Annotated in this window: 26 protein-coding genes; 18 read left to right on the plus strand and 8 right to left on the minus strand. The window is 68.8% G+C overall.

Annotated elements, in window-relative coordinates; all coding sequences use genetic code 11:
• Positions 1-296 precede the first annotated feature (296 nt).
• From AB0H36_RS37500 to AB0H36_RS37555, 12 genes are all read left to right on the plus strand, one after another.
• Positions 297-1,436 carry a hypothetical protein gene (locus tag AB0H36_RS37500; RefSeq protein ID WP_360534871.1) on the plus strand — a complete coding sequence of 380 codons (1,140 nt, stop codon included), beginning with the start codon at positions 297-299 and terminating at the stop codon, positions 1,434-1,436.
• Positions 1,433-1,747: a hypothetical protein gene (locus AB0H36_RS37505; RefSeq protein WP_360534873.1), complete on the plus strand. Its 315-nt coding sequence runs from the start codon at positions 1,433-1,435 to the stop codon at positions 1,745-1,747. Before AB0H36_RS37500 ends, AB0H36_RS37505 begins: the two co-directional genes overlap by 4 nt.
• A gap of 20 nt (positions 1,748-1,767) precedes the next feature.
• Entirely contained in the window at positions 1,768-1,941 is a 174-nt protein-coding gene (locus AB0H36_RS37510; protein ID WP_360534875.1) for a hypothetical protein, read from the plus strand.
• Positions 1,938-2,243: a hypothetical protein gene (locus tag AB0H36_RS37515; protein ID WP_360534877.1), complete on the plus strand. Its 306-nt coding sequence runs from the start codon at positions 1,938-1,940 to the stop codon at positions 2,241-2,243. Before AB0H36_RS37510 ends, AB0H36_RS37515 begins: the two co-directional genes overlap by 4 nt.
• Before the next feature lie 28 nt (positions 2,244-2,271).
• A complete protein-coding gene (locus AB0H36_RS37520; protein ID WP_360534879.1) occupies positions 2,272-2,769 on the plus strand; it encodes a single-stranded DNA-binding protein in 498 nt (165 codons plus the stop codon).
• A 94-nt stretch (positions 2,770-2,863) separates the two neighbouring features.
• The gene (locus AB0H36_RS37525; RefSeq protein WP_360534881.1) at positions 2,864-3,787 is read left to right on the plus strand and encodes a bifunctional DNA primase/polymerase; all 924 of its coding nucleotides are present in this window, start codon (positions 2,864-2,866) and stop codon (positions 3,785-3,787) included.
• Positions 3,787-5,379 (plus strand): DNA cytosine methyltransferase, encoded by a 1,593-nt coding sequence (locus AB0H36_RS37530; RefSeq protein ID WP_360534883.1) that lies wholly within the window; start codon positions 3,787-3,789, stop codon positions 5,377-5,379. The genes AB0H36_RS37525 and AB0H36_RS37530 overlap by 1 nt, the downstream gene beginning before the upstream one ends.
• Positions 5,379-6,173 (plus strand): hypothetical protein, encoded by a 795-nt coding sequence (locus AB0H36_RS37535; protein WP_360534885.1) that lies wholly within the window; start codon positions 5,379-5,381, stop codon positions 6,171-6,173. The genes AB0H36_RS37530 and AB0H36_RS37535 overlap by 1 nt, the downstream gene beginning before the upstream one ends.
• Complete coding sequence (locus tag AB0H36_RS37540; protein WP_360534887.1) at positions 6,173-7,186, plus strand: AAA family ATPase; 1,014 nt, start codon at positions 6,173-6,175, stop codon at positions 7,184-7,186. The genes AB0H36_RS37535 and AB0H36_RS37540 overlap by 1 nt, the downstream gene beginning before the upstream one ends.
• A 146-nt stretch (positions 7,187-7,332) precedes the next feature.
• On the plus strand, positions 7,333-7,530 hold the full coding sequence (locus AB0H36_RS37545) for a helix-turn-helix domain-containing protein (RefSeq protein ID WP_360534889.1): 198 nt from the start codon (positions 7,333-7,335) through the stop codon (positions 7,528-7,530).
• Positions 7,530-8,903, plus strand: a complete 1,374-nt coding sequence (locus AB0H36_RS37550) for a tyrosine-type recombinase/integrase (RefSeq protein WP_360534891.1) — start codon at positions 7,530-7,532, stop codon at positions 8,901-8,903. The genes AB0H36_RS37545 and AB0H36_RS37550 overlap by 1 nt, the downstream gene beginning before the upstream one ends.
• 185 nt (positions 8,904-9,088) lie before the next feature.
• A complete protein-coding gene (locus AB0H36_RS37555; protein ID WP_360534893.1) occupies positions 9,089-10,246 on the plus strand; it encodes a hypothetical protein in 1,158 nt (385 codons plus the stop codon).
• Between the two features lie 202 nt (positions 10,247-10,448).
• On the opposite strand, the gene AB0H36_RS37560 is transcribed toward AB0H36_RS37555, so the two are convergent.
• From AB0H36_RS37560 to AB0H36_RS37570, 3 genes are all read right to left on the minus strand, one after another.
• A complete protein-coding gene (locus AB0H36_RS37560) occupies positions 10,449-11,972 on the minus strand; it encodes an alkyl sulfatase dimerization domain-containing protein (protein ID WP_360534895.1) in 1,524 nt (507 codons plus the stop codon).
• Entirely contained in the window at positions 11,912-12,334 is a 423-nt protein-coding gene (locus tag AB0H36_RS37565; protein ID WP_360534897.1) for a hypothetical protein, read from the minus strand. The genes AB0H36_RS37560 and AB0H36_RS37565 overlap by 61 nt, the downstream gene beginning before the upstream one ends.
• A gap of 72 nt (positions 12,335-12,406) precedes the next feature.
• The gene (locus tag AB0H36_RS37570) at positions 12,407-14,773 is read right to left on the minus strand and encodes an arylsulfatase (RefSeq protein WP_360534899.1); all 2,367 of its coding nucleotides are present in this window, start codon (positions 14,771-14,773) and stop codon (positions 12,407-12,409) included.
• A gap of 254 nt (positions 14,774-15,027) precedes the next feature.
• Here AB0H36_RS37570 and AB0H36_RS37575 point away from each other — a divergent pair, with 254 nt between their 5' ends.
• Entirely contained in the window at positions 15,028-15,516 is a 489-nt protein-coding gene (locus AB0H36_RS37575; protein WP_360534901.1) for a DUF1269 domain-containing protein, read from the plus strand.
• A gap of 40 nt (positions 15,517-15,556) precedes the next feature.
• Here AB0H36_RS37575 and AB0H36_RS37580 read toward each other — a convergent pair whose 3' ends face one another.
• Positions 15,557-16,126 (minus strand): hypothetical protein, encoded by a 570-nt coding sequence (locus AB0H36_RS37580; protein ID WP_360534903.1) that lies wholly within the window; start codon positions 16,124-16,126, stop codon positions 15,557-15,559.
• A 166-nt stretch (positions 16,127-16,292) separates the two neighbouring features.
• Between AB0H36_RS37580 and AB0H36_RS37585 the strand changes: the two genes are divergently transcribed.
• The 5 genes from AB0H36_RS37585 to AB0H36_RS37605 all read left to right on the plus strand — a co-directional run bounded on the left by AB0H36_RS37585 (position 16,293) and on the right by AB0H36_RS37605 (position 20,835).
• Positions 16,293-16,865 (plus strand): TetR/AcrR family transcriptional regulator, encoded by a 573-nt coding sequence (locus AB0H36_RS37585; protein ID WP_360534905.1) that lies wholly within the window; start codon positions 16,293-16,295, stop codon positions 16,863-16,865.
• Positions 16,866-16,937: 72 nt separating this feature from the next.
• Positions 16,938-17,693 (plus strand): alpha/beta hydrolase, encoded by a 756-nt coding sequence (locus AB0H36_RS37590; protein ID WP_360534983.1) that lies wholly within the window; start codon positions 16,938-16,940, stop codon positions 17,691-17,693.
• 67 nt (positions 17,694-17,760) lie between these two features.
• The gene (locus tag AB0H36_RS37595) at positions 17,761-18,537 is read left to right on the plus strand and encodes a 6-phosphogluconolactonase (protein ID WP_360534907.1); all 777 of its coding nucleotides are present in this window, start codon (positions 17,761-17,763) and stop codon (positions 18,535-18,537) included.
• Between the two features lie 12 nt (positions 18,538-18,549).
• Positions 18,550-19,845 carry a glycoside hydrolase gene (locus AB0H36_RS37600; RefSeq protein ID WP_360534909.1) on the plus strand — a complete coding sequence of 432 codons (1,296 nt, stop codon included), beginning with the start codon at positions 18,550-18,552 and terminating at the stop codon, positions 19,843-19,845.
• Positions 19,846-19,848: 3 nt separating this feature from the next.
• The gene (locus AB0H36_RS37605; RefSeq protein ID WP_360534911.1) at positions 19,849-20,835 is read left to right on the plus strand and encodes a BadF/BadG/BcrA/BcrD ATPase family protein; all 987 of its coding nucleotides are present in this window, start codon (positions 19,849-19,851) and stop codon (positions 20,833-20,835) included.
• Here the strand turns inward: AB0H36_RS37605 and AB0H36_RS37610 are convergent.
• Genes AB0H36_RS37610 through trpD form a run of 4 tightly spaced genes read right to left on the minus strand, consistent with a single transcriptional unit; the run spans position 20,832 to position 24,041 of the window.
• A complete protein-coding gene (locus AB0H36_RS37610; RefSeq protein WP_360534913.1) occupies positions 20,832-21,554 on the minus strand; it encodes a GntR family transcriptional regulator in 723 nt (240 codons plus the stop codon). The genes AB0H36_RS37605 and AB0H36_RS37610 overlap by 4 nt on opposite strands.
• Before the next feature lie 35 nt (positions 21,555-21,589).
• On the minus strand, positions 21,590-21,982 hold the full coding sequence (locus AB0H36_RS37615) for an SgcJ/EcaC family oxidoreductase (RefSeq protein ID WP_360534915.1): 393 nt from the start codon (positions 21,980-21,982) through the stop codon (positions 21,590-21,592).
• 56 nt (positions 21,983-22,038) lie between these two features.
• Positions 22,039-22,995: a sigma-70 family RNA polymerase sigma factor gene (locus AB0H36_RS37620; protein ID WP_360534917.1), complete on the minus strand. Its 957-nt coding sequence runs from the start codon at positions 22,993-22,995 to the stop codon at positions 22,039-22,041.
• Positions 22,995-24,041: an anthranilate phosphoribosyltransferase gene (trpD, locus tag AB0H36_RS37625; protein WP_360534919.1), complete on the minus strand. Its 1,047-nt coding sequence runs from the start codon at positions 24,039-24,041 to the stop codon at positions 22,995-22,997. Before trpD ends, AB0H36_RS37620 begins: the two co-directional genes overlap by 1 nt.
• Positions 24,042-24,164: the final 123 nt, after the last annotated feature.

Genomic DNA, 24,164 nt, shown 5'->3' on the forward strand with positions numbered 1-24,164 from the left:
CACCCTGCGATCCTCGGCCGGAACATCCACGGGCACAGTCAACGCCATAACCCATGATCCCACGAGGTAAAGCTATTTCGTTACCGCGACACTAGCACCTGGCCCCGCTAGACCTAGCACCTCCGCTAGCAACCGAAAGTAACCCGTGACCTGCGAAGACACCAGGTCTAACGGGTCCGCGAAGCCATGCCACAAACAGCCCAATTCAGGCCTCAGGAGCGCCCTTGACCCCCCGAACCACCGCTAGTGCTAACCCCACCCCTCAACGGCCCGCAGATAGCCATAGGAGCCCGCTGATGCGCACTCTCACCACCGCCTGGAAGACGCTCCGCGACCACCTCAGCGGTTACTCTCCGCGACCGGAATTGGTGTGTGGTGGGTTCGCCTCGACCCCGCCGGCGCTGCCCGGCGCCCCGTTGGCGTTCGGTGCCGGCGACGTGCCGATCGGCCTGGACTACTACGGCAACCTGGTGCACCTGCCGCCCGGTCACGTCCTGATCAGCGGCGACCGCAAGACCGGAGTGACCACGACGGTGCGGGGATTGGCGATCCACGCCGCCAAGTACCCCGGCGCGCGGCTGCACGTCTACGACAGCACCGGCGAATGGGCCGCGATGCGGCTGCTCGCGGACCGGTTCGTCACCCGCGCCCACGGCATCGCTGACGGCCTGTCCGACGACACCGCCGCCGCGCAGGTGCTGGCCGACCTCGACGCCCTGCACCGCGAGATGCAGCGCCGCAACGACCACCTCCAGGCGCTCAACGCCGACCTCGCCGCCGCCGGCGCCACCCGGCAGGTGACCAGCGTGGCCGACGCGACAGCGCTGCCGCCGTCAGCGCTGAAGGCGGCCGGGATCGACCCGGCCCGCACCGACACCGAGACCGCGGGACTGCACCGGCACGTGGTCGTCATCCCCAACCTGGACTGGTGGCTCACCCACGACCCGCACGGCACCGGCCGCGACATCGGAGACAAGCTGTTCTGGCTCGCCGGCCGCGGTGAATCCGTCGGCATCCACCTCGCCGCCGCCGTCACCGCCCGCCGCCTGCCCGACGTGTCGCCCGCGCTGGTCCAGCGGCTCCGCACCCGGATCGTGCTGCGGATCGCCAACCACACACACGGCGAGCGCGTCATCCCAAGCTTCGGGCACGCCGAGGCTTTCGCCGCCGCCGAGACCGCACACGACCGGTTCCCGATGCTGGCCTGGATCGCGACCCCCGACGACGGTGGAACGCTGCTGCGCAGGGTCCAGCTCTACCGCACCGACCCGATGCGCCTGCACCGCGCCCTCGGCTGGTGCCACAACGATCGAGGCCGGCGCGGCTGGCTCACCGGCGACGCCCTTGCGGTCTGGGAAGAGACCCAGGCCTGGCACGCCGCCCAGCGTGCCAGCGGTACGGCCAGTGACACCAGCGACGGTGAGGGCCGCCGGTGATCGCGCCGCTGATCCAGCCCGTCGAAACCGTCCACGCCGTCGCCCACACGGTGCCCCTGGCCGCGCTCGTCAGCGCCGCAAGCGTGCTGGTGCTGATCGTCGCGGCCGTGGTGTTCGGCGGCGGCTACCTGCTCACCTGCCGGATCTGGCCGTTCCGGGCCTGCGGGCGCTGCAAGGGACTCGGCCGGTTGCACGCCCCCAATGGCAAGGCATGGCGCGACTGCCCCCGCTGCAAAGGCACCGGCCGCCGCCTGCGGATCGGCCGCCGGTTGTGGAACCACGCCGAACGCACCAAACGCAACGCCATCTGACCCACCACCCGAGAGGACCCATGACCGTGGCGAGAACCAAGACCAGCAAGAAGAAGCTCACCCGGCGCGAGGAGTACAACGAGGCGCTGGCCGACCTGAACCGCTACTCCGACAACAACGAAACCCGCGACGCGGTCAAGGCCCGGCGCCGGTTCGAGAAGGCCGCCGGCCGCGTGCGGTGGTGGCACCGGTGACCACCGTAGATCTGATCATCGAGGCCACCCGCGCCCGCGCCAACGCGCACGCCAAGCACGGCGCCAACAGCATCGAAGCCTTGGCGGCGGACTCGCCGCGCTGGCTGCCGGTCCTGGTCGAGGAAGTCGGCGAGCTCGCCAACACACTCACCTACGACGGACCCGGCCACAACACCCGCGCCGAACTCATCGACGTGCTCGCCGTCGTCACCGCCTGGCTCGACGCCATCGACAGCCGCACCCGGCTCAACGCCCGCCGCGCCGAACGCGGACTGGCACCGATCGGCCCCAACGCCGCCTGACACACCACCTCCCAGGAAGGAAATTGCTGTGAGCAACGAAACCATCATCACCATCGTCGGGAACCTGACCGACGACCCCGAACTGCGCTTCACCACCTCCGGTGCCGCGCTGGCCCGGTTCTCCATCGCCTCGACCCCGCGCCGCTACGACAAGGCCGCGGGCGAGTACGTGGACGGCGACACGCTGTTCCTGCGGGCCACGGCGTGGCGGCAGGTCGCCGAGAACGTCGCCGAATCCCTCCAGCGTGGCCAGCGGGTGATCGCGACCGGCCGGTTGCGGCAGTCGAACTGGGAGACCCCCGAGGGCGACAAGCGGTCCTCGATCGACCTGGAGGTTGACGAGATCGGCCCGTCGCTGACGTTCGCCACCGCCAAGGTCTCCAAGGCGACCCGCGCCGCGAAGACCAGCGGCAACCCCGACGACCCGTGGGCCAACGCCAACCGCCAGCCCGCCACCGTCGCCGCGGGCGGTGCGGTTGGCGGCGACCCGTGGACCCGGCCCGACAGCGGCGAACCGCCGTTCTGACCCACCCCTGAAGCCCGGTGGCCGGGCCGCGCGCACCTGGACCGGCCCGGCCACCGGAGACCACCTGACCTGCTCCGTATCGATTGGAGGAACCGTGACCCCGAACCTGCCGAACCTGTCGGTCGCGCTCGACGCGGCCCGGCGCGGCTGGCCGGTGTTCCCTCTCGCGCCGGGCGCGAAGGTGCCCGCGATCGAGGCGTGGGAGACCGCCGCTACCACCGACGAGGCCCGGCTGACCCGTTGGTGGAACTGGCCCGGCCACGCCCACCATGGCGTCGCGATCGCCTGCGGACCGGCCCGCCTGGTCGTGATCGACCTGGACCGGCCCAAGGCCGGGCAGACCGCGCCGGCTGCGTGGCAGCGGCCCGGGATCACCGATGGCTGCGACGTGTTCGCCGACCTGTGTGCTGAGGCTGGGCAGCCGTTCCCGACAGGTGCGCACGGCACCTACACCGTTCAGACCGGGCGCGGCGGGTTCCACTTGTACTTCACCGCACCCGAAGGTGTGGAGTTGCGCAACACCGGCGGCACCCGGGGTCGTGGGCTGGGGTGGCTGGTCGATACCCGTGCCGCCGGCGGGTACGTCGTGGCCGCCGGGTCGGTTGTCGCAGGCAACCGCTACGACCTGGTCCACGACGTGTCCCCCGCGCCGCTGGCCGGGTGGCTGACCGAACGCCTCACCGTCCCGGCCGTAGTGCCCGCTCCGGTGGCGCCGGTGCGCGTTCACGCCGGGCACCGGTCGGCCTACCTGGACACCGCGGTCGCTGACGAGTGCCGCCACGTCGTCACCGCCGCCGCGGGCGAGCACAACAACGCGCTGTTCATGGCCGCGCAGAACCTGGGCCGTCTGGTCGCCGGGGGCGCGCTGACCGAAGCCGAGGTGTACGCCGCCCTGTTGGACGCCGAACACCAGTTGGCGGCGACCTGTCCCGAGCCGCACTCCGAAACCCAAGCCCACAAGACGATCACGTCCGGCCTGCGGGCCGGTGCGAAGCGACCCCGGAAGGTTGCCGCCTGATGAGTTTCGCGATGAGTTGGACCGACCTGTTCTGTGGGGCCGGGGGATCGAGTACCGGCGCGATCCAGGTCCCCGGCGTGACGGTGCGGATGGCCGCGAATCACTGGCGGCTGGCGGTATCGACCCACCAGGAGAACCACCCGCGCACCGACCACGACTGCGCCGACCTGTCGCAGGTCGATCCGCGCCGCTACCCGCGCACCGATGGCGCGTGGTTCTCCCCGGAGTGCACGAACCACTCCCAGGCCAAGGGCCACAAACGCAACATCGACGCCACCCCGGACCTGTTCGGCGAGACCCTGCCCGACGAGGCCGCCGAACGGTCGCGGGCGACGATGTGGGACGTGCTGCGGTTCACCGAGCACCACCGGTACCCGGTGGTGATCGTGGAGAACGTCGTGGACGCGGCGAAGTGGGTGCTGTGGCCGTCGTGGCGGGCCGGGTTCGACGCGCTCGGCTACTGCCTGCACATCGTCTACCTCAACAGCATGCACGCCCAGGCCGGCGGCCTGCCCGCCCCGCAGTCACGAGACCGCATGTACGTCGTCGCACACCTGAAGAAGACCCGCTGCCCGGACCTGAACCGCTGGACCCGCCCCGTGGCGTACTGCCTCGACTGCGACCAGCTGGTGCGGGCGATGCAGGCCTGGAAGAGACCCGCCTTGGCGTGGGGCCGCTACCGCGCGCAGTACGTGTGGCGCTGCCCGAACGTGGCCTGCCGCAACCAGATTGTGGAGCCGGGCTGGCTGCCTGCCGCGTCCGCGATCGACTGGAGCCTGACCGGCGAGCGGATCGGCGACAAGGCCCGTCCGCTCGCGGCCAAGACCATGGCGCGGATCGCCGCCGCGCTCGACCGCCACGCCCGCATCGCCGCGCTGTCACAGACGCCGCTGGTGGTGCCGATGGAAGGCCGCGACGGCAAACAGGCCATGCCCGTCACCGCCGTGCTGCGGACCCAGACGACCCGCAACGAAAACGCCCTGCTGGTGCCCGCCGGCGGCACCTGGAACGACACCGGCACACCGGTCACCGAGGTGATGCGGACCCGGACCGCGACCGAATGCGAAGGGCTGGTGATCCCGCTGCGCGCCAACAACACCGCCAAGACCACCGGGCAGGTGTTTGACACGTTCGCCGCCGCAGGCAACCACCACGGCCTGCTGATGCCCTACTACGGCAACGCCACGGCGGCCAGCGTCCGCAGCACCGACGACCCGCACGGCACCTTCACCACCCGCGACCGCTACGCCCTCGTCATGCGCAACAACACGGGCGGTGCCGAGATGTCCACCCCGGCCGGGGAACCGCTGCGCACCCTCACCACCGCCGGGCATCAGTCGCTCCTTGAGTACGCCACCCCGGCCGTCGAGGACTGCCTGTTCCGGATGCTGGAGCCGCACGAGATCGCCGCCGGCATGGCCTTCACCCCCGGCTACGTCGTACTCGGCAACAAACGCGAACGCGTCCGCCAGCTCGGCAACGCCGTCACCCCGCCCGCCGCCCGCGACCTGATCGCCGCCACCGCCGAAGCACTCGGCCATGACATCACCGGCATCGGCGACCTCGATGCCGGGCAGGCGGTGGCCGCCTGATGACCGCGGTGGAGTTCTTCCTGGGCACGCACGAGCCGGGCTGGCTCGCCTGGTCGCCGGTGCCGCTGTTCGTGTCGGATCGGCGGCTGCGCCGATACCGCAGCCTGCCGCGCGCGGCCTGCGGTTGGGCGCTGGACTCCGGTGGGTTCACCGAGTTGGACACCCATGGCAGTTGGGACCACGGACCGACGCCCGACGCGTACGTGGCGGCGGTTCGCCGGTACCGCGACGAGATCGGACAGCTGGCGTGGGCTGCACCGCAGGACTGGATGTGTGAGCCGTGGATCACCACCAAGACCGGCCTGTCGATCGCCGAACACCAGCGCCGCACCGTGGACAACTACCTCACCCTGCGCGCCCTCGCCCCCGATCTGCCGTTCGTTCCTGTCGTGCAAGGCTGGCAGGTTGACGACTACCTGGCCTGCGTCGAGTTGTACGCCGCAGCCGGTGTTGACCTCACGACAGCGCCTGTGGTGGGGCTTGGGTCGGTGTGCCGCCGCCAGGCCACCGGCGAGGCGGCCGACATCGTGGACGCGCTCCACTCGGTCGGCGTCGGCCGCCTGCACGGTTTCGGCATCAAGGTGCTGGGCTTGCGCCGCTACGGTCAGCGCCTCGCCTCCGCCGACTCGATGGCGTGGTCGTTCGCCGCCCGGTACGAACCGCCGCTGCACGGCTGCACGCACGTCACCTGTGCGAATTGCCCCCGGTTCGCGTTCGCCTGGCGCGACGACGTGGTCGCTTCCATCCCGCCCCATGAGCCTTTGTCGCTGTTCGATCGAGAGGCCGCTGCCTGATGACCGCCAACCCGCTCGACCCCGGCCACTACGGCGACCAGTTGGGCAGCAACGTACGCGCGCTGCACCCGTTCGCTGACGCCTGGACCGCCGACCGGCTCGTGCAGCACGACTTTCCCGAACCGAACTGGGCCATCACCGGCCTGGTCCCGGAAGGACTCTCGGTGCTCGCGGGGGCGCCGAAGGTCGGCAAGTCGTGGCTCGCACTCGGCTGGGCGGTCGCCGTGGCGGGCGGATACCGGGCACTGCACGCGATCGACTGCGCCGCCGGCCCGGTGCTCTACCTCGCACTAGAGGACAACCCGCGCCGCCTGCAAGGCCGCATCCTCAAGGTGCTCGACGGAGCCACCGCCCCGGCCGGGCTGTACCTGCCCACCGCCTGCCCCAACCTGTCCGCCGGGGGAGCGGACATGATCCGCGCCTGGCTCGACACCCACCCCGACGCCCGCATGGTCGTCATCGACGTGTTCGCCAAGGTCCGAGGAACGCCCGCCGGATCGAACGCCTACAGCGACGACTACCGCGCCGCCGGACTCGCCAAGGCCATCGCCGACGAATACGGCATCGCCGTCGTACTCGTTCACCACACCCGCAAAATGGCCGCCGACGACTTCCTGGAGGAACTGTCAGGAACCAACGGCATCGCCGGAGCCGCCGACACCATCCACGTCCTCGCGCGCTCGCGCCACGAGGCCGACGCCGTGCTCAAGACCACCGGCCGCGACGTGGAAGAAGCCGAACGAGCACTGAAATTCGACCAGCCCACCGGCACCTGGTCACTGCTCGACGGACCCGCCCTCGACCACACCCTGCACGACACCCGGGCAGTGATCCTTCGCTACGTCCGAGGCCACCAAGGCGCCACCCCGAAGGAGATCGCCGACGCCACCGGAACCGCCCACGACAACACCAAGCGAACCTGCTCACGGATGGCCGAAGCCGGCCACCTGGTCCGCGTCGGCAACGGCGGGTACACCGCACCGCCAGAACCGGGGACAGGCGGTCTCCCATGAGCTGTCCCCGCTGTCCCCCTGTCCCCCTCGACGCTCTGACCTGCGGTTTTACCTCCGAACCAGGGGGACAGTCCCCAACCCTGCTGTCCCCGCTGTCCCCCTCCATGAGCGAATCCCTCTCTCGTCGCCTCCCAAGGAGCACCCCGATGACAACGCCGACCACCATCCGTACCCGCCTGACGATCCCCGAAGTCTGCGCTGAACTCGGCATCTCCAGATCCACCTTCTACGAGTGGCGAACCAAGGGCGTCGCCCCGACGTGCATCAAGCTGCCCAACGGCGAGATCCGCATCCGCCGCGACGAACTCGAACGCTGGCTCGACAGCCTGGAGGAGGCCGCCTGATGGAAACAACCTTCGATGTGCGGATCTCCGACGAACTCCAGGTCAACAAGCTTGCCAAAGGCAAACAGAGTTACACCGTCCGCTGGAGGGTCGCTAAGGAACCGTTCAGCCTGACCCGCTCGAACAAGACTCTCGCCAAGAACGAACGGTCCAAGCTGGTCAGCGCGGTCGGTCGCGGCGAGGCGTTCTACACCGACACCGGGCGGCCGATCTCCGAAGCTCGTGCGCTGAATAAGGTGACGTTCTACGAGTTCGCCTGCGAGTACGTGGACATGAAGTGGCCGCGGGCGGCGGCGAACAGCCGTCGCAGCATCGCCGACGCTTTGGTGGCTGTCGCCCCCGTGATGCTGAAGGGGCGCAAGACAGGTGCGGACGCCAAGGCGCTCCGGATGGCGCTACACAAGTGGGCATTCAACAGTGCCCAGCGCGAATCGGCTCCCGACGACGTACGAGCACTTCTGAAGTGGGCTGCTGCAAGCAGCAAACCGCTCTCAGATCTTGCCAAGCCAGACACGATCCGCGCTGCCCTGGACGCGGTCGGAAGCAAGCTGGACGGCAAGGCCGCATCAACCACCTACACGGCCCGCCGGCGGGCCGTTCTGTGGAACCTGTGCGAGTTCGCCGTAGAGAAGAAACACCTCACGGTGAACCCGATCACGACCATCAAGTGGGCACGACCGAAGGTCCACAACACGGACGTAGTGGACCCGGCGACGGTACCGAATCCGCAGCAGGCCAGGGCGCTGCTGACGGCCGTGGGTCAGCTACCTGGCAGCGGGCCACGGATGGTGGCGTTCTTCGCCTGTATGTACTACTCGGCGCTGCGTCCCGGCGAGGCGGTTGACCTGACGAAGGCCAACCTGCACATCCCGGACGAGGGACGCGGGAAGCTGTACTTGACGGGGTCGAATCCGTTCGCGGGCAGCGCCTGGACTGACAGTGGAGAGGACCGCGACCAGCGAGGGCTGAAGCACCGCGAGCAGGGCGCCGGCCGGTGGGCTCCATGCCCACCCGAGCTGACCGAGATCCTTCACGACCACCTCAACAGGTTCGGCACGACCAAGGACGGGTTGTTGTTCTGGGGTCAGCGAGGCGGAGCCCTGCCGGGCAAGACGTACCAGGCGATGTGGAAGGCCGCACGGGTCGCCGCCTTCGGTATCGAGGTGGCCCGAACCTCACGACTCGCCGAGCGCCCGTACGACCTTCGACACGCGGCGGTGTCCACCTGGTTGGCGAGCGGGGTCGATCCGCAACGCGTCGCCGACTGGGCGGGGCACTCGCTCGAAGTCCTGATGAGGGTCTACGCCAAGTGCCTGGACGGCGAGGAGGACCAGGCGATGGACCGGATCGAGGCCAAGCTCCGGGGCGACTGAGCACCTCCGGAGCGATCGGCCCTGACCCGTGGAGCCGGCGCGATGACGCGCCCCGAACGGCACGCTCCCGCACGACGAGGCGGAGCAGTTGGCAGCATCGAGCCTGCAAGCCCGGTGAAAACCGCAAGGCGGATGTCGGCCCCCCGGTGCACACTTGATCCGTCTGACACAGGAAGGCGAAAGGTGTGAACATCGGCTTGAAGGTCCCAATGGCCGAGGAACTCGTGTGGGCAAATGTGATGCGCCCGCGTATCCCGCTGGTGTACCTGGACCTGCACGTGGTCATCCGGATGGCGCGCGCATTGCGGGGCGACACGAAGGTGTCGGCTGAGTACCTCCAGCTGTACCGGGCGGCGCTGCGTGCGAAACTCGAGAGGCGCGCCATGTTCCCGCTCAGCGGCGAGCACCTCTGGGAGATCGCGCAGATCACCGACCCCAAGCAGCGCGGCAACATCGCCGACATGCTTGAGACGCTGTCCGACTACGGCTACTTGGCTGGGCGCACGCTGATCGCAGAACTCGAGATCGAAGCGGGCATGGCGAAGATCCTGGGTGAGGACATCTCTGATCGGAGTGTTGCGCTTGTGCGGTCGACATTCGGACACGCGTTTGGAATGGTCGGCGGGCTGAAAATCGTGAACCAGAACGGTGGCGACACCTCCGACGCGGTCCGTGCCCAGATGTCCGACGCCGAGTTCGACAGTCTGATGGCCAGGATGAATTACGAGATGGAGCGCCGCATGCTGCGCGGTCCGTCCGATGAGGACCTCAAGCAGCTCCAGGCCGATCCCGCCTTCCAGCCGGAGGTGGCCGCTGAAGGTCAGAGGAGTCGGCTCGCATGGGAGCAGGACACCGAACGGGTGTTGAACAAGGATCCGAAGTGGCGTCGCGGCCGACTTCGCGACGTCATCGCTGCTCGCGAGTTCGTGCACGAGTGGATCGAAATGTACACCCGCATGCGGATCGAGCGTCAGAAGGCGGGCTTGCCTAGCTTCGATCCGCCCGACGACGAGTTGCGACGGTTCATGGGGGCGATGCCCCACACTCAGGTCGCGGTGAGCGTGAAGACCAGGTATCACAAGGATCCGCAGCACAGGTGGACCGTGAACGACATCGTCGACATCGATGCTGTTTCGGTGGCGTACGCGTACTGCGAGGCGGTGTTCCCAGATAAGGCGGTGCGCCACGCTCTGTTGAGTTCGAAAGAGCTGCAGCCCATCGGAACCTACGTGCCCCGGCGTCCCGGGGAGCTCGCAGAGTGGCTGGACTCGCTACCGACCCTCGCTGCGCCGGGTCTCCTCGTACCACACCCGGTGAATCGGTCGTCGTCGGCCGCCGGTTGACGCGACAGGCTGGAAGGGGTCGGTTTGTCGAACTGTGCAGAATGCGTGCAATGGTGCCGACCGGCGGATCGTCATCAGCCAGCGTTGATGCAGGTCAGCGCCACAATGGGGCGTTCCGAGCACCTTGGCCTTGAAAACCGGTATGGCGGGTGACCGTCATCGTGGGTTCGAATCCCACACCCTCCGCTCGAGAAGTCTGTGGCTATGGCGTGACGATGGGGAAGTTCTTGTCGCCTGGGTCCAGTGCTGCGGTGAGCCGGGCGAGGGCGCCGGCGTCGCCGGTTAGCTCGAGGCCTGCGGCAGCGAGGGCGTCGGCGGTCAGGCCGCCCAGTGCCAGCGCAGGCAGGGCCCGTTTGGTGGTCGTCAGCGTCGCGTCGGCGTCGCCCCGCTGTGGCCGGCCGCTGTACGTGAGGACACCATTTGCCAGCCGCAGTCGGTACTGCTCGCCTGTGTCTGTCAGTGCTACGTCGATCGTGAGCTTCTCGTCCCACGCCTTCGGCCCGTTGACCTGGATGGCGATGGCGTCGAACAGCATCGCCGGAGTGAGTTGCCCGATGACATCGGGAGCCGCCGTCTCGGTCGGCGTACCGAACTGGCCGTGGCGGAGCTCCGTGGCGCCGGACAGGTAGAAGTCGCGCCAGGTGCCGTTCTCCGAGCCGTAGCCGAGCTGCTCGTAGGTGTCGGCCAGCACCTCGCGCGCCGCGGCGTGGTCAGGCTGTGCGAACACGGCGTGGTTGGCGACCTCCGCGGCCCACCGGAAGTCACCGGCGTCAAAGGCGATCCGGGCGGCCGCGACCGTGGCGTCGATACCGCCGGCGAGATCTACGTACCGCTTCGCCCGCTCGACCGGCGGGTGCTCCCACAGATGCGCCGGATTGCCGTCGAACCAGCCGAGGTAGCGCTGGTAGATCGCCTTCACGTTGTGGCTCACCGAGCCGTAGTACCCATGCGTGCTCCAGGCCCTCTCGAGCGCCGGCGGCAGCACCATCGCCTCGGCGATCTCCGGTCCGACGAGCCCCTTGTTCAGCATGCGCAGCGTCTGGTCGTGCAAGTAGGCGTAGAGGTCGCGCTGGAGCGAGAGGAACTCGACCACCCGCTGGTCGCCCCACGTCGGCCAGTGGTGAGAGGCGAAGACGACCTCGACGTCGCCGCCGAACAGATCGATGGTCTCGGTCAGGTACTGCGACCACCGGTGCGAGTCGCGGACCACCGCGCCACGCAAGGTCAGCAGGTTGTGCAGGTTGTGCGTGGCGTCCTCGGCAGCACACAACGCCTTGAAGTCGGGCAGGTAGATCAGGAATTCCGACGGCGCCTCGGTGTCGGGAGCCATCTGGAAGACCATGCGGACGCCGTCGACGGTTGTCTCGTAGCCGGTCGTCGTGACCAGGTCCGTCGGCTCCGTCAGAGAGACCGCGCCGATCGAGACGGTCTGGCCGAGCCCGGCGCCGACTCCGCCCTGTGGTCCGCGGGCCAGTGCCGCGCCGTACATGTACGCCGCCCGCCGGTTCATCGCCGTACCGGCGTAGACGTTCTCGGCGACCGCGTGCTCGATGAAGCCCTCGGGAGCGAAGATCCGAACCTGCCCGGCATCGACCTCGTCCTGGGAGACGAAGCCCTTGACGCCCCCGAAGTGGTCGACATGGGAGTGCGTGATCACCACGGCTTTCACGGGCCGGTCGCCACGGTGCTTGCGGTACAGCGCGAGCGCGGCCGCGCCGGTCTCCACCGACAGCAGCGTGTCGAAACGACGATGCCCTCCTCGCCTTCGACGAGAGTGGTGTTCGACAGGTCCATCCCGCGAACCTGGTAGATGCCGGGTACGACCTCGAAGAGCCCGTCGATCGCAGCCAGTTGCGACTGTCGCCACAGGCTCGGATGCACCGTGTCCGGGCAGTCGCCCGCCAGGAAGTCGTACGTCGAGTTGTCCCACAACACGGTTCCGTCCGCGCCGACGACCGCCTCCTCGATCGGTACGACGAGGCCACGGTTCGCGTCCTCGACGTCCTGCTCGTCGGAGAACGGCATCGACGCAAGGGCGTCCTTGTGCTGGTCGCGGACAGTGACGCTGGCATCTCGGGAGGTCGTCATGCGCCCAACCCTCCGCGCGAACGATCCACCGCAGCATCCCCCGGACCGGATGAAGCCGGGCCACAATCCTCTCTACTGGCGGGCCATGGCGACCTTCAGGTCGGTGGTGGTGTCGACGATGAGGTCTCCGGAGAGGTCGATGGCGACGCGCTTGAGGGTGCCGGTGAAGGGGAAGTCGTCCTGGTAGTAGTCGTGGGCGACCCGGCTTCCGCTGTCCCGGCCGCAGGTGAGGCCCTCGGTGCTGAAGATGTTGGGTACGGAGTGCGGCATCTCGACGGCGCCGACCAGCTGGCCGTCGATGTAGAGCTGGCCTTGGGCGGGCACTCCCTTCCCGGCCTTGAAGTCTGGTTTGCCCGTCGGTTCGAACTCGTAGCGCAACGAGACATCGCCGTGGGGTACGTCGACGTCGGAGACGACCATGAAGAGATCCCGGCCGAGGAAGTTGTAGGCGAAGTGCAGCTTGTCGTCCTTCACGAACAGGCAGTAGCCGCCGACGCGGCCGCCATGCGCCACCAGCACTCCCTCAGCACCGTCGTCCGGGACCTGCACGTCGGCCGTGATGCTGAACGCGCGGTTGTAGACCTTCGGCGCCGCTGAGAACGGCACCGGCGCGCCGCCGGGGTAGTAGACGAAGGTCTCGCGTGGCTTGCCGATGGTCGGTCGCTCGACGTTCACTCGCTGGAGCATCGAGCCGTCGAGCGGCATCACGCCGTACTTGCCGGCCTCGGCCCACCAGCGGCCGACCATGTCGATCACCTTGTCGCGATGCTCGGCGGCCAGGTTCTCGGTCTCCGCGTAGTCGTTGCTCAGGTCGTACAGTTCCCAGTCGTTCGCCTCGAGATCGGCGAGGATCGTGGCGTCGATGGGGTCTCCGTAGTGGCGGTTCTTCTGCGCCGCCTCGGTGAAGTTCGGGCCCGGCCACGGGCAGACCGCGCGCCAGCCGTCGTGGTAGATCGCGCGGTGGCCGAACATCTCGAAGTACTGCGTGTGGTGCCGGGTGCCGACGTCGGAATCGTCGAAGGTGTGCGCGAAACTCACGCCCTCGATCGGCGCCTGGGTGACCCCGCGGATCTCCTTCGGCGGGGTCAGGCCGAGCGCGTCCAGCACCGTCGGGACCAGGTCGATGATGTGGGCGTACTGCGTCCGAAGCTCGCCGCGAGCGGAGATCCCGTCGGGCCAGGACACGATGCATGGGTCGCTGGTGCCGCCGCGATAGGTCTCGCGCTTCCAGCGCCGGAAGGGGGTGTTGCCGGCGTTCGTCCAGCCCCAGGGGTAGTGGTTGAAGACGTTCGGGCCGCCGATCTCCTCGATCCGTTCGAGGTTCTCCTCCATCGACTCGGGCACGTTGTTGAAGAACATCATCTCGTTCAGCGAACCGACCGGTCCGCCCTCCGAGCTGGCGCCGTTGTCGGAGATCATCACGAAGAGCGTATTGTCCAGCTCGCCGATCTCCTCGAGGAAGTCGATCACTCGCCCGAACTGGTGGTCGGTGTAGCTGAGGAAGCCGGCGTACACCTCCATCATTCGCGCGTAGACACGTTTCGCACTCTCCGGCAGGGTCTCCCACTCGGGTACGTCGGGGTCGTGCGCGGACAGCCGGGTGCCGGGCGGGAGGACGCCCAGCTCCAGTTGACGCGCGTGGACGACCGTGCGGTACTCGTCCCAGCCCGCGTCGAACTTGCCTTTGTACTTGTCCGCCCACTCCTTCGGCACATGGTGCGGCGCGTGCCCGGCGCCGGTGCAGTAGTGCAGGAAGAACGGCTTGTCCGGGGCGTTGACGTACGCGTCCTTGACGAACTCGATCGCCTTGTCGGCCAGATCGCTGCTCAGGTGGTACCCGTCCTCGGGACGCGCGGGCGGTTCGACCGAGTGGTTGTCGTAGACGAGCTCGGGGTACCACTGGTTGGTGTCTCCGCCGAGGAAGCCGTAGAACCGCTCGAAGCCTCGGCCGAGCGGCCAGCGGTCGTACGGACCGGCCGGCGTCTCGTGCTCGGGTGGAGACAGGTGCCACTTGCCGACCAGGAAGGTGTTGTAGCCCTGCGGCCTCAGCATCTCGCTGAGCATTCCCTTGTCGAACGGCAGAATCGCGTTGTAGCCCGGGTAGCCGGTGGACGTCTCGGCGATGGTGGCCAGCCCCAGCGAGTGGTGGTTCCGCCCGGTGAGGATGGCTCCGCGCGACGGTGAGCAGAGCGCCGTGGTGTGCATGTTGGTGTAGCGCAGGCCGTTGTCCGCCAGCCGGTCCAGCACCGGCGTGTCCACCAGTCCTCCGAAGCACGACAGCTGTCCGAAGCCGACGTCGTCGAGGACGAACATCAGTACGTTCGGCGCTCCGTCGCGCGCTCGTGGCGGTGTCGGCCACGCCGGACTCGACTCGTCGCTGGTCCGGCCCACAACCCCCGGGAACGGCTCTCCATCCTGGTACGTCACCAACTCGCCCATCTGCAGCGACCCCTCTCTGTCTGTCAGGACATGTCGGACCGAACGCCGGCCCGCCCGGGCGGGAACGACACGCCACCCCGCATCCACGCTCCCTGGCCGGGCTCGCGATCGGCTCATCCCGAGGGGATGAGGTGCCCGGGGCCTGGGAGTTCTGTGATTGGTTCCGGCGGACGGACAACCGGTCGTCGGCGTACGCCCCCTGCTGGTTGGGATCGAAAGGCTGCGCCGAGGCCTCGAGGTGGAGGAGCGGTGGCATGACCGCGTTCACGGTGTGGAAGTTCGATGATCCGGACGGCGCCGACCGGGCCGTGCGGGTGCTGCGGGATGCTCAGGCCGACGGGCTGGTGAAGATCCTCGACCATGCGGTGGTCAGCTGGCCGAAAGGGGAGTCCAAGCCGGCGACGCACCAGAGCCACGAGGAGACCTGGCGAGGCACCGGGTGGGGTGCGTTCTGGGGTGTGTTGCTCGGAGCGCTCTTCTTCGTGCCGATCATCGGTGGCGTCGTCGGTGCCGCGATCGGCGCGATCAGCAAGGCGACCGAGGACGTCGGCATCAGGAAGGAAGACCTCGAGCGGATCCGCACCGAAGTGACCGAGGGGACCTCCGCCCTGTTCGTCGTCACCGAGCAAGGGGACCTCGATCGCCTGGGCGAGCGCTTCCACGGCATGGGCAGCAAACTCGTCCACACCAACCTCACCGATGCCGAACGTCAAACCCTCCTGGAGACCTTCGGAAGCCGCTGACCGCTCACCCCGCCGGCTGCCGGTCGCAGGTGGCTGCTTGTTACTTGGTCGTGGCGCGGCGGTGGAGGCGGATCGCTGAGATCAGGAAGAAGATGCCGCCCAGCGTCGCGTACCCGGCGAGGGTGGTGAGCGACGGCTTCGCGTCGGCGGCCTGCAGGATGAAGCTGGTGCCGGCGAGGGTGGAGATTCCGCCGCTGAGGATCATCGCCCACTGGCCGCCGAGCCGGTGGCGCAAGATCGCGACGATCAGTTGAACGATGCCTGCGGTGATGGCCCAAACGCCCCACACCCGTAGGACATCGGGAATGCCGGAGGTGACGGCGACGGCCAACCCGACGGCGGCGAGCAGACTCACCGCCATGTTGACGTACAGCGGCACTCTCGGACGGTCGGCTCCCGAAGAGCGGAAGTCGATCACGGCCGCGGCGACGTCGAAGAGCGGGTAGATCACCAGCAGGGCGATGCTCGCCGGGTTGAGCGTCGAAGCGGTCAGGGCGAGCAGGCCCGCCCAGACGACGGCGAATCCGAAGCGGGCGTAGTACAGGTTCCGCAGGCCTTGTGCCGCGCTGGTGGCATCAGCTATGTCGCCGGCGACGATGGATCCGGACATCAGGTCCCTCTCTCGATGGTGAAGCGGTGGGTGATCCCGCCCGGCGGCGCCGAACTGGGAGACAGAACGATCGGTACACCTGATCTTGCGCAAGCTGGTCGGCGATTGTCAAGACCGATCGTTCTGTCTGCTAGCCTCGACGCAGTACTTCGAGGGAGGAAAGCGGATGTCGGAAGCGCGGTATCGGCTGCTCAAGACGGCTAGTGAACTCTTCTATGCCGAAGGCCTGCACGCGGTCGGCATCGATCGCGTGATCGCTGCCGCACCGGTGACGCGCGCCACGCTGTACAGGCACTTCCCGAGCAAGGACGACCTCGTCGTCGCCTACCTGACACAAGCCGACGAGGCGATCCGCGCACGGGTGGACGCGGCCCGGACTGAGGACGCATCCCCCGACGACGTCATACGAACTGTCGGCCGGTTCATCGCCGACGACATCCAGCGCCCCGGCTTCCGGGGCTGCGCGTTCCTCAACGCCGCCGCGGAGTACCCCGACCCGACTCATCCGGTCCACCAAGCGGTTCTCAGGCACCGGCAGTGGTTCCTGGCCACGATCACCGAGCTCTTCACGGACACCGGAAAGCCCGACCCGGAACCCGCCGCGCGGCACTTCATCATGCTCCGAGACGGCGCCATGACCGCCGGTTGCCTGACCGATCCGAAACCCATCACCGAAACCTTCCTGCGCGGAGTCGAAGGCCTCCTCACCTACCGCAGCCACCTGCAACCGCGCGCCTAGAACCAACCCGCAACGAAGACGGCTGAGCGCAGGGTCGTCTGCGGGTGGTCGTGGGAGGGTGGGGGGATGGAGATGCGGGTTCCGGTTCGGGGTGGTGAGGTTTGGGCTGAGCATGTGGCTGGGCCGGGGGTGCCAGTGGTTCTGCTGCACTCAGGGCTCGGGGATTCGCGGGGGTGGGATCCGGTGATGCCGCGGTTGGTGGAGCGGCATCGGGTGGTGCGGTACGACGTCCGCGGGTACGGGCGATCCGCTCCGCCGACGGGTGAGTTCTCGTTGGTCGGGGACTTGGTGAGTGTGCTCGATCAGCTGGGGCTCGAGGAGGTCGTGCTGGTCGGGTGCAGCCTGGGCGGGGATACGGCGCTGAGTTTGGCGTTGGACGAGCCGGCGCGGGTGCGGGCGCTGGTGCTGCTGTGTCCGGGCGTCAGCGGGTTTCCGATGCCTGAAGATCCGGAGGTCGATGCGGAATTCGAAGCGCTCGCGGAGAAGCGGGACGTGGCCGGGGCCGTGCAGCTTGGGCTGCGGCTGTGGGCGGCCGCCGGAGCCGACGAGGCGGTGGTTGCTCAGCTGGAGGCCGCCGTACCGGCGTGGTTCGACCAGGGCGACTTCCTGCGGAAGGGCCGGCCTGTCTACGACCGGCTGCACGAGATCCAGGCGCCGACCGTCGTGATGGTCGGCGACAAGGATCGGTCGATCCTCGCGGCCGTGGCCGGCGCGACCGCGGCCCGGATCCCCAACGCCGACTTCATCTGGCTGCCCGGCGCCGACCACTACCCGAGCCTCCGCTGTCCTGACCTGGTGGCCGAGACCATCCTCCGCCAGGCGGTCTGACCCTTGCTGTAGACCAGTTGAACCAGATAGGTTCATCAGGTCTAGATGGTCGAGTGGAAGGGAGCGCATGCGCGTCACCGTCTTCCCGACGCCTACCGAGCTCGGTCTCGCGCTGGCGGAGCGGATCGCCGACGGAATCGACGCGGCGCGTGGCGCCGGCCGGCCCTACGTGCTCGGCTGTCCCGGCGGCCGCAGCCCGGTCAGCACCTACACGGCACTCGCGGCCCTCGTCCGGAGCCGCGGATCGGACTTGTCCGGCCTGGTCATCGCGATGATGGACGAGTACGTCGAGCCGTCCGGCCAAGGCTTCGCGTACATCGCGCCCGCTCTCCCGCACAGTTGCCGCCGGTTCGCACGCGAGTGGATCGTCGAGCCGTTGTCAGCCGCGGCCGGGCCCGGCTGCGGCATCCGGCCCGAGCATGTCTGGGTGCCTGATCCGCAGGACCCCGAGGACTACGACCGCCGCCTGGAGGCAGCCGGTGGCGTCGACCTGTTCATCCTGGCCTCGGGTGGGTCCGACGGGCACATCGCCTTCAACGCAGCAGGTAGCGACCGCCACTCCCGATCCCGGGTCGCCCAGCTGACCGAGCCGCTCCGCCGCGACAACCTGGCGACCTTCCCGACCTTGGCCTCCCTCGACCAAGTCCCGTCGTACGGCGTCACTGTCGGCATCGAAACCATTGCCCGCCATTCCCGGTCGGCCGTCTTGGTTGCGCACGGCAACGACAAGCGGACGGCCGTCGCCCGGCTCCGCGCGGCCCGCCGGTACGACGCGCAGTGGCCGGCCACCATCGTGCACGAGTGCCCCGATCCCGCGCTCTTCGTCGACGAGACCACGACCTGAGGAGAGATTGCTTTGTCGCGCATCAAACTCGCCTACCTGGGCGGTGGCTCCACCCGCGCCGCGGGCACCATGGCGTCGTTCATGCACAAGGGCGAGCGGTTCGCCGGCTCGGAGGTCGTGCTGATCGACCTCGACGCCGACCGGCTCGCGCTGATCCGCGAGCTGGCCGAGCGGATGGCCAAGGCCGCGGGCGTCGACATCACGGTGACCGCCACGACCGACCGCCGCGAAGGCCTGCGGGACTGTGACGCGCTGCTGTCCAGCTTCCGCCCGGGTGGCTTCGCCGCGCGCGCTCTGGACGAGCGGATCCCGTTGAAACACGGGGTGATCGGGCAGGAGACCCAGGGCCCCGGTGGGTTCTTCATGGCGCTGCGGTCTGTCGCCGTGATGAAGGAGGTCGCGGCGGACATCGCGGCGGTCTGTCCACAGGTGAAGATCTTCAACTACACCAACCCGGTCAACATCGTCGCGCAGGCGATGACGTCGTACACCGACATCCCGACCGTGTCGCTGTGCGAGGGCCCGATCATCTTCCCGGAGTACGTCGCTCGCGCCGCCGGACTCGACCCGGAGAAGCTGAACGTCACCATGGCCGGCATCAACCACCTGTGCTGGAGCACCTTCAACGAGTACGACGGCCAGGACGTCATCCCGCTGCTGCGCGAAGGACTCGAGGCGCGCGACAAGGAGTTGGACGAGGACCAGCGTCGGCTGCTGCGGCTCGCCGTGACGATGGGGCGCGTGCCGTCGGAGTACTTCAAGTACTACTACTTCCGCGACGACATGCTGCGGCGCATGCAGGCCGATCCGAAGGTCCGCGCCGAGGTGATCCTGAACGCCGTACCCGGCTATTGGGAGCACTACACCGAGCAGTCCCGCTCCGACGATCCCGTGCTCGACCAGGCGCGATCGCGGGGTGGGATCCACGAGTTGGAGCTGGCGATCGACGCGATGCACGCGCATTTCAACGACACTGGCGACGTCTTGCCGGTGAACCTGCCGAACGCCGGTGGCGCGTTGCCCGGGTTCGACGAGGACGTCGTCGTCGAGGTCCCGACTCGGGTGGATGCGAGCGCGTTCACGCCGATCCCGCAGCCGGCCCTCGATCACTCGGTGGCGGGTCTCGTGAAGGCGTTGGCCGAGCACCAGGTACTCGCGGCGCACGCGGCGTGGGAGGGCGACAGCCGAGACGCGGTCCGGGCGCTGGCCGCGCACCCGCTGGTGCCGTCGCTGCCCACGGCGGAGGCGCTCTACCTGGAGATGGCACACGCACACGCGGCCCACCTGCCGGCGCGGTTGGTCCCGTAGGTGATGTACCTCGGGGTCGACGCCGGCAACAGTAAGACCGCGGCCATCCTCTGCATGAGCAGCGGGAAGGTCTGCGGAGCAGCTCGGTCCGGTATCGGCGACATCTACGGCGCCTCGCGGCCTGAGGAGGCAGTGGACTCCGTCGTCGATGCCGTCGAGCAGGCCGCGGGTGAGTCGATGGGCGACATCGCCGGCGCAGCGTTCCGGCTGGCCGGTGTGGACTGGCCGGAGGACCACGCGTTCTGGGTGGAGACCTTGTCGTCCCGGCTGCCGGGCTTGCGGCAGGTGTCGATTCTGAACGACGGCTTCGCCCCGATCCGTTGCATCGAGCCGTCTGGGGTCGGCGTGGCCGTCGTGGCCGGGACGGGGCCCGCTGTTGCCGGACGAGGACCCACGCAGCGCGAGTGGAGTGCAAGCTGGTGGATCCTGGAGCCGCTGGGCGCAGGTGGCATGGGCGACCGCGCGCTGCACGCCGTCTACCGGCACGCGCTCGGTCTGGGGCCGGAGACTGCGCTGACTGCGTCGTTGCTGCAGCTCTACGGGTACGACGACGTCGAGCAACTGCGGCACGCCTTCACCCAGCGAGTCGGGTCGCGGCCGTGGCAGGACAAGGCCCAGGCCGCCCGGGTAGTGCACGGCCTGGCGGCTGCTGGTGATGCCGTGGCCGTCGAGATCGTGCGGACTCAGGCGGCTCACTTGGCCGAGTACGCGAGGACGGCGGCTGTCCGGATTGGGTTCACGCCTGGCGTGGACGCCGTACCGGTGGCGTTGTCGGGGTCAGTGCTGACGGCGGAGGCGTCGCCGCTTGCAGAGGAGCTCGTCCGGGCGTTGCAGGTCGAGCTACCGGGGACAAGGCCGGTCGTGACGTCGCTGCCGCCGGTTGCTGGTGCAGTGCTGGATGCGATGGCTGAGGCAGGGGTCGCGCTGACGCCGGAGGTGATCGAGGAGCTGCGGGCGACGATGCCTGCGGCCGACTTGCTCCGGACCTAGACGCCGGGACGGAACAGGTCCGCCTGGAAGCGGTAGGCATCGCCGCGGTACGTCGTACGGCTGATCAGTACGGGCAGGCCAGCCGTGTCGTAGGTGACCTCCTGGCCGACGAGGACCGGAGCGTCGGCGGTGAGGCCGAGCAGGTCGGCCTGCTCCGGTCCGGCGCCTAAGGCCTGCAGTGTGTAGGCACTGCGGGCCACCACGATGCCGCAGGTCTCCTCGAGCGCCTGGTACAGCGAGCGGTCGGTCAGGTCGACGTCGGCGAGTGCACGGGCTCGGTCCGCGATGAGCACGGAGTCGTCGAGGCAGATCGGCATCTCGTTCATCCCGCGCAGCCGATAGACCCGCAGCACCGGCGCAGCGGGGGCGATGCCGAGTAGCTCCGCCTCGTCGAGACTCGCCTGCCGCTCCCGTACGTCGAGAATGCGAGACGTCGGCCGCAGTCCGCGGGCACGGGCCATCTCGGTGAAGCTCTGCAGCACGCTCGGCGGCGTACCGACGACCTTCTCCGGCACGAACCAGCCACGCTGAGCGGACCGCTCCAGCAGCCCTTCGTCGGCGAGCCGCACCAAGGCCTGCCGCAGGGTCGCCCGGCTGACCCCCAACTGCTCGGCCAGCCCACGTTCACCCGGCAGCCGGCTCCCCGGCGCATAAACCCCACGCCGAAGCCCGCCCGTCAGTCGCCCGTAGGCAACCTCACCCGCCGACCGCTCCACCACCCCCGCATCCTAAGACCCCAACTGGCCTAACTGGTTCATTTCATGGGGAACGAGTGGTGTTCGTGCGTGACGGTCCAGCGGCCGTTCTCGCGGCGGAGGCCGATCGTCAGCCGCAGGCGCAGCGCAGGCTCGGCCTCGAACTCGGCGGGCGTGCCGCAGCGCAGGAGGGCGAACGCGAAGGCGACGTCCGAGCCCGCGGTCACCTCCAGCGAGTCCAGGGCGAACGACGCACCCGAGGCCTGCCACTCGAAGAACCCCGGCCACGTCGCGCGGTAGGCGTCGACACCGCGCACCCCGTCGTACGGCGGGGGCACGTCGAACATCACGATGTCCGGCGAGTGGTCGGCGAGCACCGTGTCCAGGTCGCCGGCGTGCACCGCGGTGACCCAGTTCTCGATCAGCGTGCGGACTTCCTGCTCGTTCGTCATCCTCGAGTCCTTTCGAAGGGGTTGTCACACCTACAACCCCGGCACCTCGAGGAAACTCATCGCGGCAGCTCGTCGGGCAGCCCGAAGGACGCGAAGTCCGCGTCCAGGAAGGACACCACCTCGACGATCTCCGACCCGCGGACGAAGATCACGTCCAGCCCGCCCGGCACGTACCGGTCGTGGTCCCACAGGTACGTCCCGAACGCGAGCTGCCCGTTCGCCCGGACCGGCAGGAACCGCCACTTCTCCCGCAGCGGCCCGTCCAGCAGGAACCGCCGGATCCCGGCCCGCCCGGAGAACCACTGCATCAGCGGCGGCATCGAGTACTTCGCGTCGTCGGCCAGCATCGCCACGATCGCGTTGACGTCACCGGCTTCCCACGCGGCTACGTACCGGCGTACCAGGTCACGCTCGGCGGACTCACCCAGCTCCCGCAGTGTCTCCTGCTGACTGGGCTGCAGCGAAGCCAGCACGGCGCGCGCCCGCTGCAGCGCGCTGTTGACCGCAGCAACCGACGTTCCGAGCAACTCGGCCACCTCACGCGCAGCAAACGCCAGTACGTCGCGCAGCAGCAAGACAGCACGCTGTAGCGCGGACAGGTGCTGCAGCGACGCCACGAACGCCAGCTCGACCGACTCCAGCGCCATGACTCGCGCCTCCGGACTCAGACGTGCGGTCCAGTCCAATCGGCGCGACGGGTACGGCTCCAGCCACTCCGCCTCGAAGGACGCGTTCAGGTCGGTCGGCAGCTCCCGCTTCCCGCGCTTGGCGATCAGCGTGAGGCAGCGGTTCGTGGCGATCTTGTAGAGCCAGGCCCGGATCGCACCGCGGTCCTCGTACCTGCCGAGGCCGCTCCAGGCCCGCACCAGCGTCTCCTGGACGGCGTCGTCCGCGTCGGCGTCCGACCCGAGCATCCGGTAGCAGTGCGCATGCAGCTCCCCACGCCACGGCCCCACCAGCTGTCCGAAGGCGTCCTCATCACCGCCTCTTGCGGCGTCGAGCAGCTCACGCATTAAGGGCACGCTAGCGACTGACTGGTCCAGCGAGCCAGCTTTGCCGCAGTCTTTCCGTTGTCCACAGCCTCCCGGCACCGCTCCAGACAGTCTGCGAGCTGCTCGAGCAGCAGGCCCTGGCCAAGGTCCAGCGTGGCCAGTGCAGCCGCTGCATTCAGCAGTACGACGTCCCGCACCGGCCCACGCTCACCGTCGACCAGACCGCGCAGCACCCGTGCGTTGTACGCCGCATCACCACCTCGCAGCTCAGCCAACGACACCGGCCGCAACCCAAGCGATCGCGGGTCGAACACCACCTCGGACGCGCGGCCGCCGTACACGACCCAGACGCGTGAGAGGCCAGTAGTGGTCAGCTTGTCCAGCCCGTCGTCGCCACGGGCAACCAGAGCGGACCGGCCCTGCGCAGCGAGTGCACCGGCGAGCATCGGCAGCATCTGCGGGTTGGCGACACCGACCAGCTGGTGCTGCGGGTCCGCTGGGTTCAGCAGCGGTGCGAGCACGTTGAAGGCGGTCGGCACGGCCAGCTCACGCCGTACGACGGCCACGTGGCGCAGCGCCGGGTTGAAGCGTGGAGCGAACAGGTAGGTCAGCCCGACGTCGGCGGCGACCCGCGCGGCCTCGTCAGCTGATAGGTCGAGCGGCACGCCCAGGTGCTCCACCAGGTCGGCAGAGCCGCCGGCGGACGAGGAGGCAGCGCGTCCGCCGTGCTTGACCACAGTCACGCCGGTGGAGGCCGCGACGACCGCAGCCATCGTGGAGATGTTGACCGCGCCGGTCCGGTCGCCGCCCGTGCCGACGATGTCGACGAACGGTCCGCGGATCCGCACCGGCGCTGCGTGCGAACGCAGTACCGACGCCAGGCCGGTGATCTCGTCGGCCGTCTCGCCCTTGGCGCGCAAGGCGATCAGGAAGCCGGAGATCTGGGCCGGCGACACGTCGCCCAGCACCAGCTGGTCCATCGCCCACGCGGTGTCCGCGGCGGTCAGGTCGGAGCCGGTCAGGAGCGCGGAGATCAGCCCGGACCAGGTCCGGAACGTTGTTGCCATCGGCAATCCTCGGGGTGCGGGGCCGCCCACGAGGAGAGATCACAACGGCCGCCTCGCAGGAGACGGCCGGGTGGGTACGCGGAAGCAGACCGTCTAGTCGACGGCCCACCAGTTGCCCGCGCA

The organism is Kribbella sp. NPDC050820 (assembly GCF_040653975.1).
In the GTDB taxonomy this organism is placed as follows: Bacteria; Actinomycetota; Actinomycetes; order Propionibacteriales; family Kribbellaceae; genus Kribbella.

Coding starts and splice junctions, on each gene's coding strand:
- AB0H36_RS37500 (WP_360534871.1), top strand. CDS start 297: ATGCGCACTCTCACCACCGCCTGGAAGACGCTCCGCGACCACCTCAGC.
- AB0H36_RS37510 (WP_360534875.1), top strand. CDS start 1,768: ATGACCGTGGCGAGAACCAAGACCAGCAAGAAGAAGCTCACCCGGCGC.
- AB0H36_RS37530 (WP_360534883.1), top strand. CDS start 3,787: ATGAGTTTCGCGATGAGTTGGACCGACCTGTTCTGTGGGGCCGGGGGA.
- AB0H36_RS37535 (WP_360534885.1), top strand. CDS start 5,379: ATGACCGCGGTGGAGTTCTTCCTGGGCACGCACGAGCCGGGCTGGCTC.
- AB0H36_RS37540 (WP_360534887.1), top strand. CDS start 6,173: ATGACCGCCAACCCGCTCGACCCCGGCCACTACGGCGACCAGTTGGGC.
- AB0H36_RS37545 (WP_360534889.1), top strand. CDS start 7,333: ATGACAACGCCGACCACCATCCGTACCCGCCTGACGATCCCCGAAGTC.
- AB0H36_RS37550 (WP_360534891.1), top strand. CDS start 7,530: ATGGAAACAACCTTCGATGTGCGGATCTCCGACGAACTCCAGGTCAAC.
- AB0H36_RS37565 (WP_360534897.1), bottom strand. CDS start 12,334: ATGACGACCTCCCGAGATGCCAGCGTCACTGTCCGCGACCAGCACAAG.
- AB0H36_RS37570 (WP_360534899.1), bottom strand. CDS start 14,773: ATGGGCGAGTTGGTGACGTACCAGGATGGAGAGCCGTTCCCGGGGGTT.
- AB0H36_RS37575 (WP_360534901.1), top strand. CDS start 15,028: ATGACCGCGTTCACGGTGTGGAAGTTCGATGATCCGGACGGCGCCGAC.
- AB0H36_RS37580 (WP_360534903.1), bottom strand. CDS start 16,126: ATGTCCGGATCCATCGTCGCCGGCGACATAGCTGATGCCACCAGCGCG.
- AB0H36_RS37585 (WP_360534905.1), top strand. CDS start 16,293: ATGTCGGAAGCGCGGTATCGGCTGCTCAAGACGGCTAGTGAACTCTTC.
- AB0H36_RS37590 (WP_360534983.1), top strand. CDS start 16,938: ATGCGGGTTCCGGTTCGGGGTGGTGAGGTTTGGGCTGAGCATGTGGCT.
- AB0H36_RS37595 (WP_360534907.1), top strand. CDS start 17,761: ATGCGCGTCACCGTCTTCCCGACGCCTACCGAGCTCGGTCTCGCGCTG.
- AB0H36_RS37605 (WP_360534911.1), top strand. CDS start 19,849: ATGTACCTCGGGGTCGACGCCGGCAACAGTAAGACCGCGGCCATCCTC.
- AB0H36_RS37615 (WP_360534915.1), bottom strand. CDS start 21,982: ATGACGAACGAGCAGGAAGTCCGCACGCTGATCGAGAACTGGGTCACC.
- AB0H36_RS37620 (WP_360534917.1), bottom strand. CDS start 22,995: ATGCGTGAGCTGCTCGACGCCGCAAGAGGCGGTGATGAGGACGCCTTC.
- trpD (WP_360534919.1), bottom strand. CDS start 24,041: ATGGCAACAACGTTCCGGACCTGGTCCGGGCTGATCTCCGCGCTCCTG.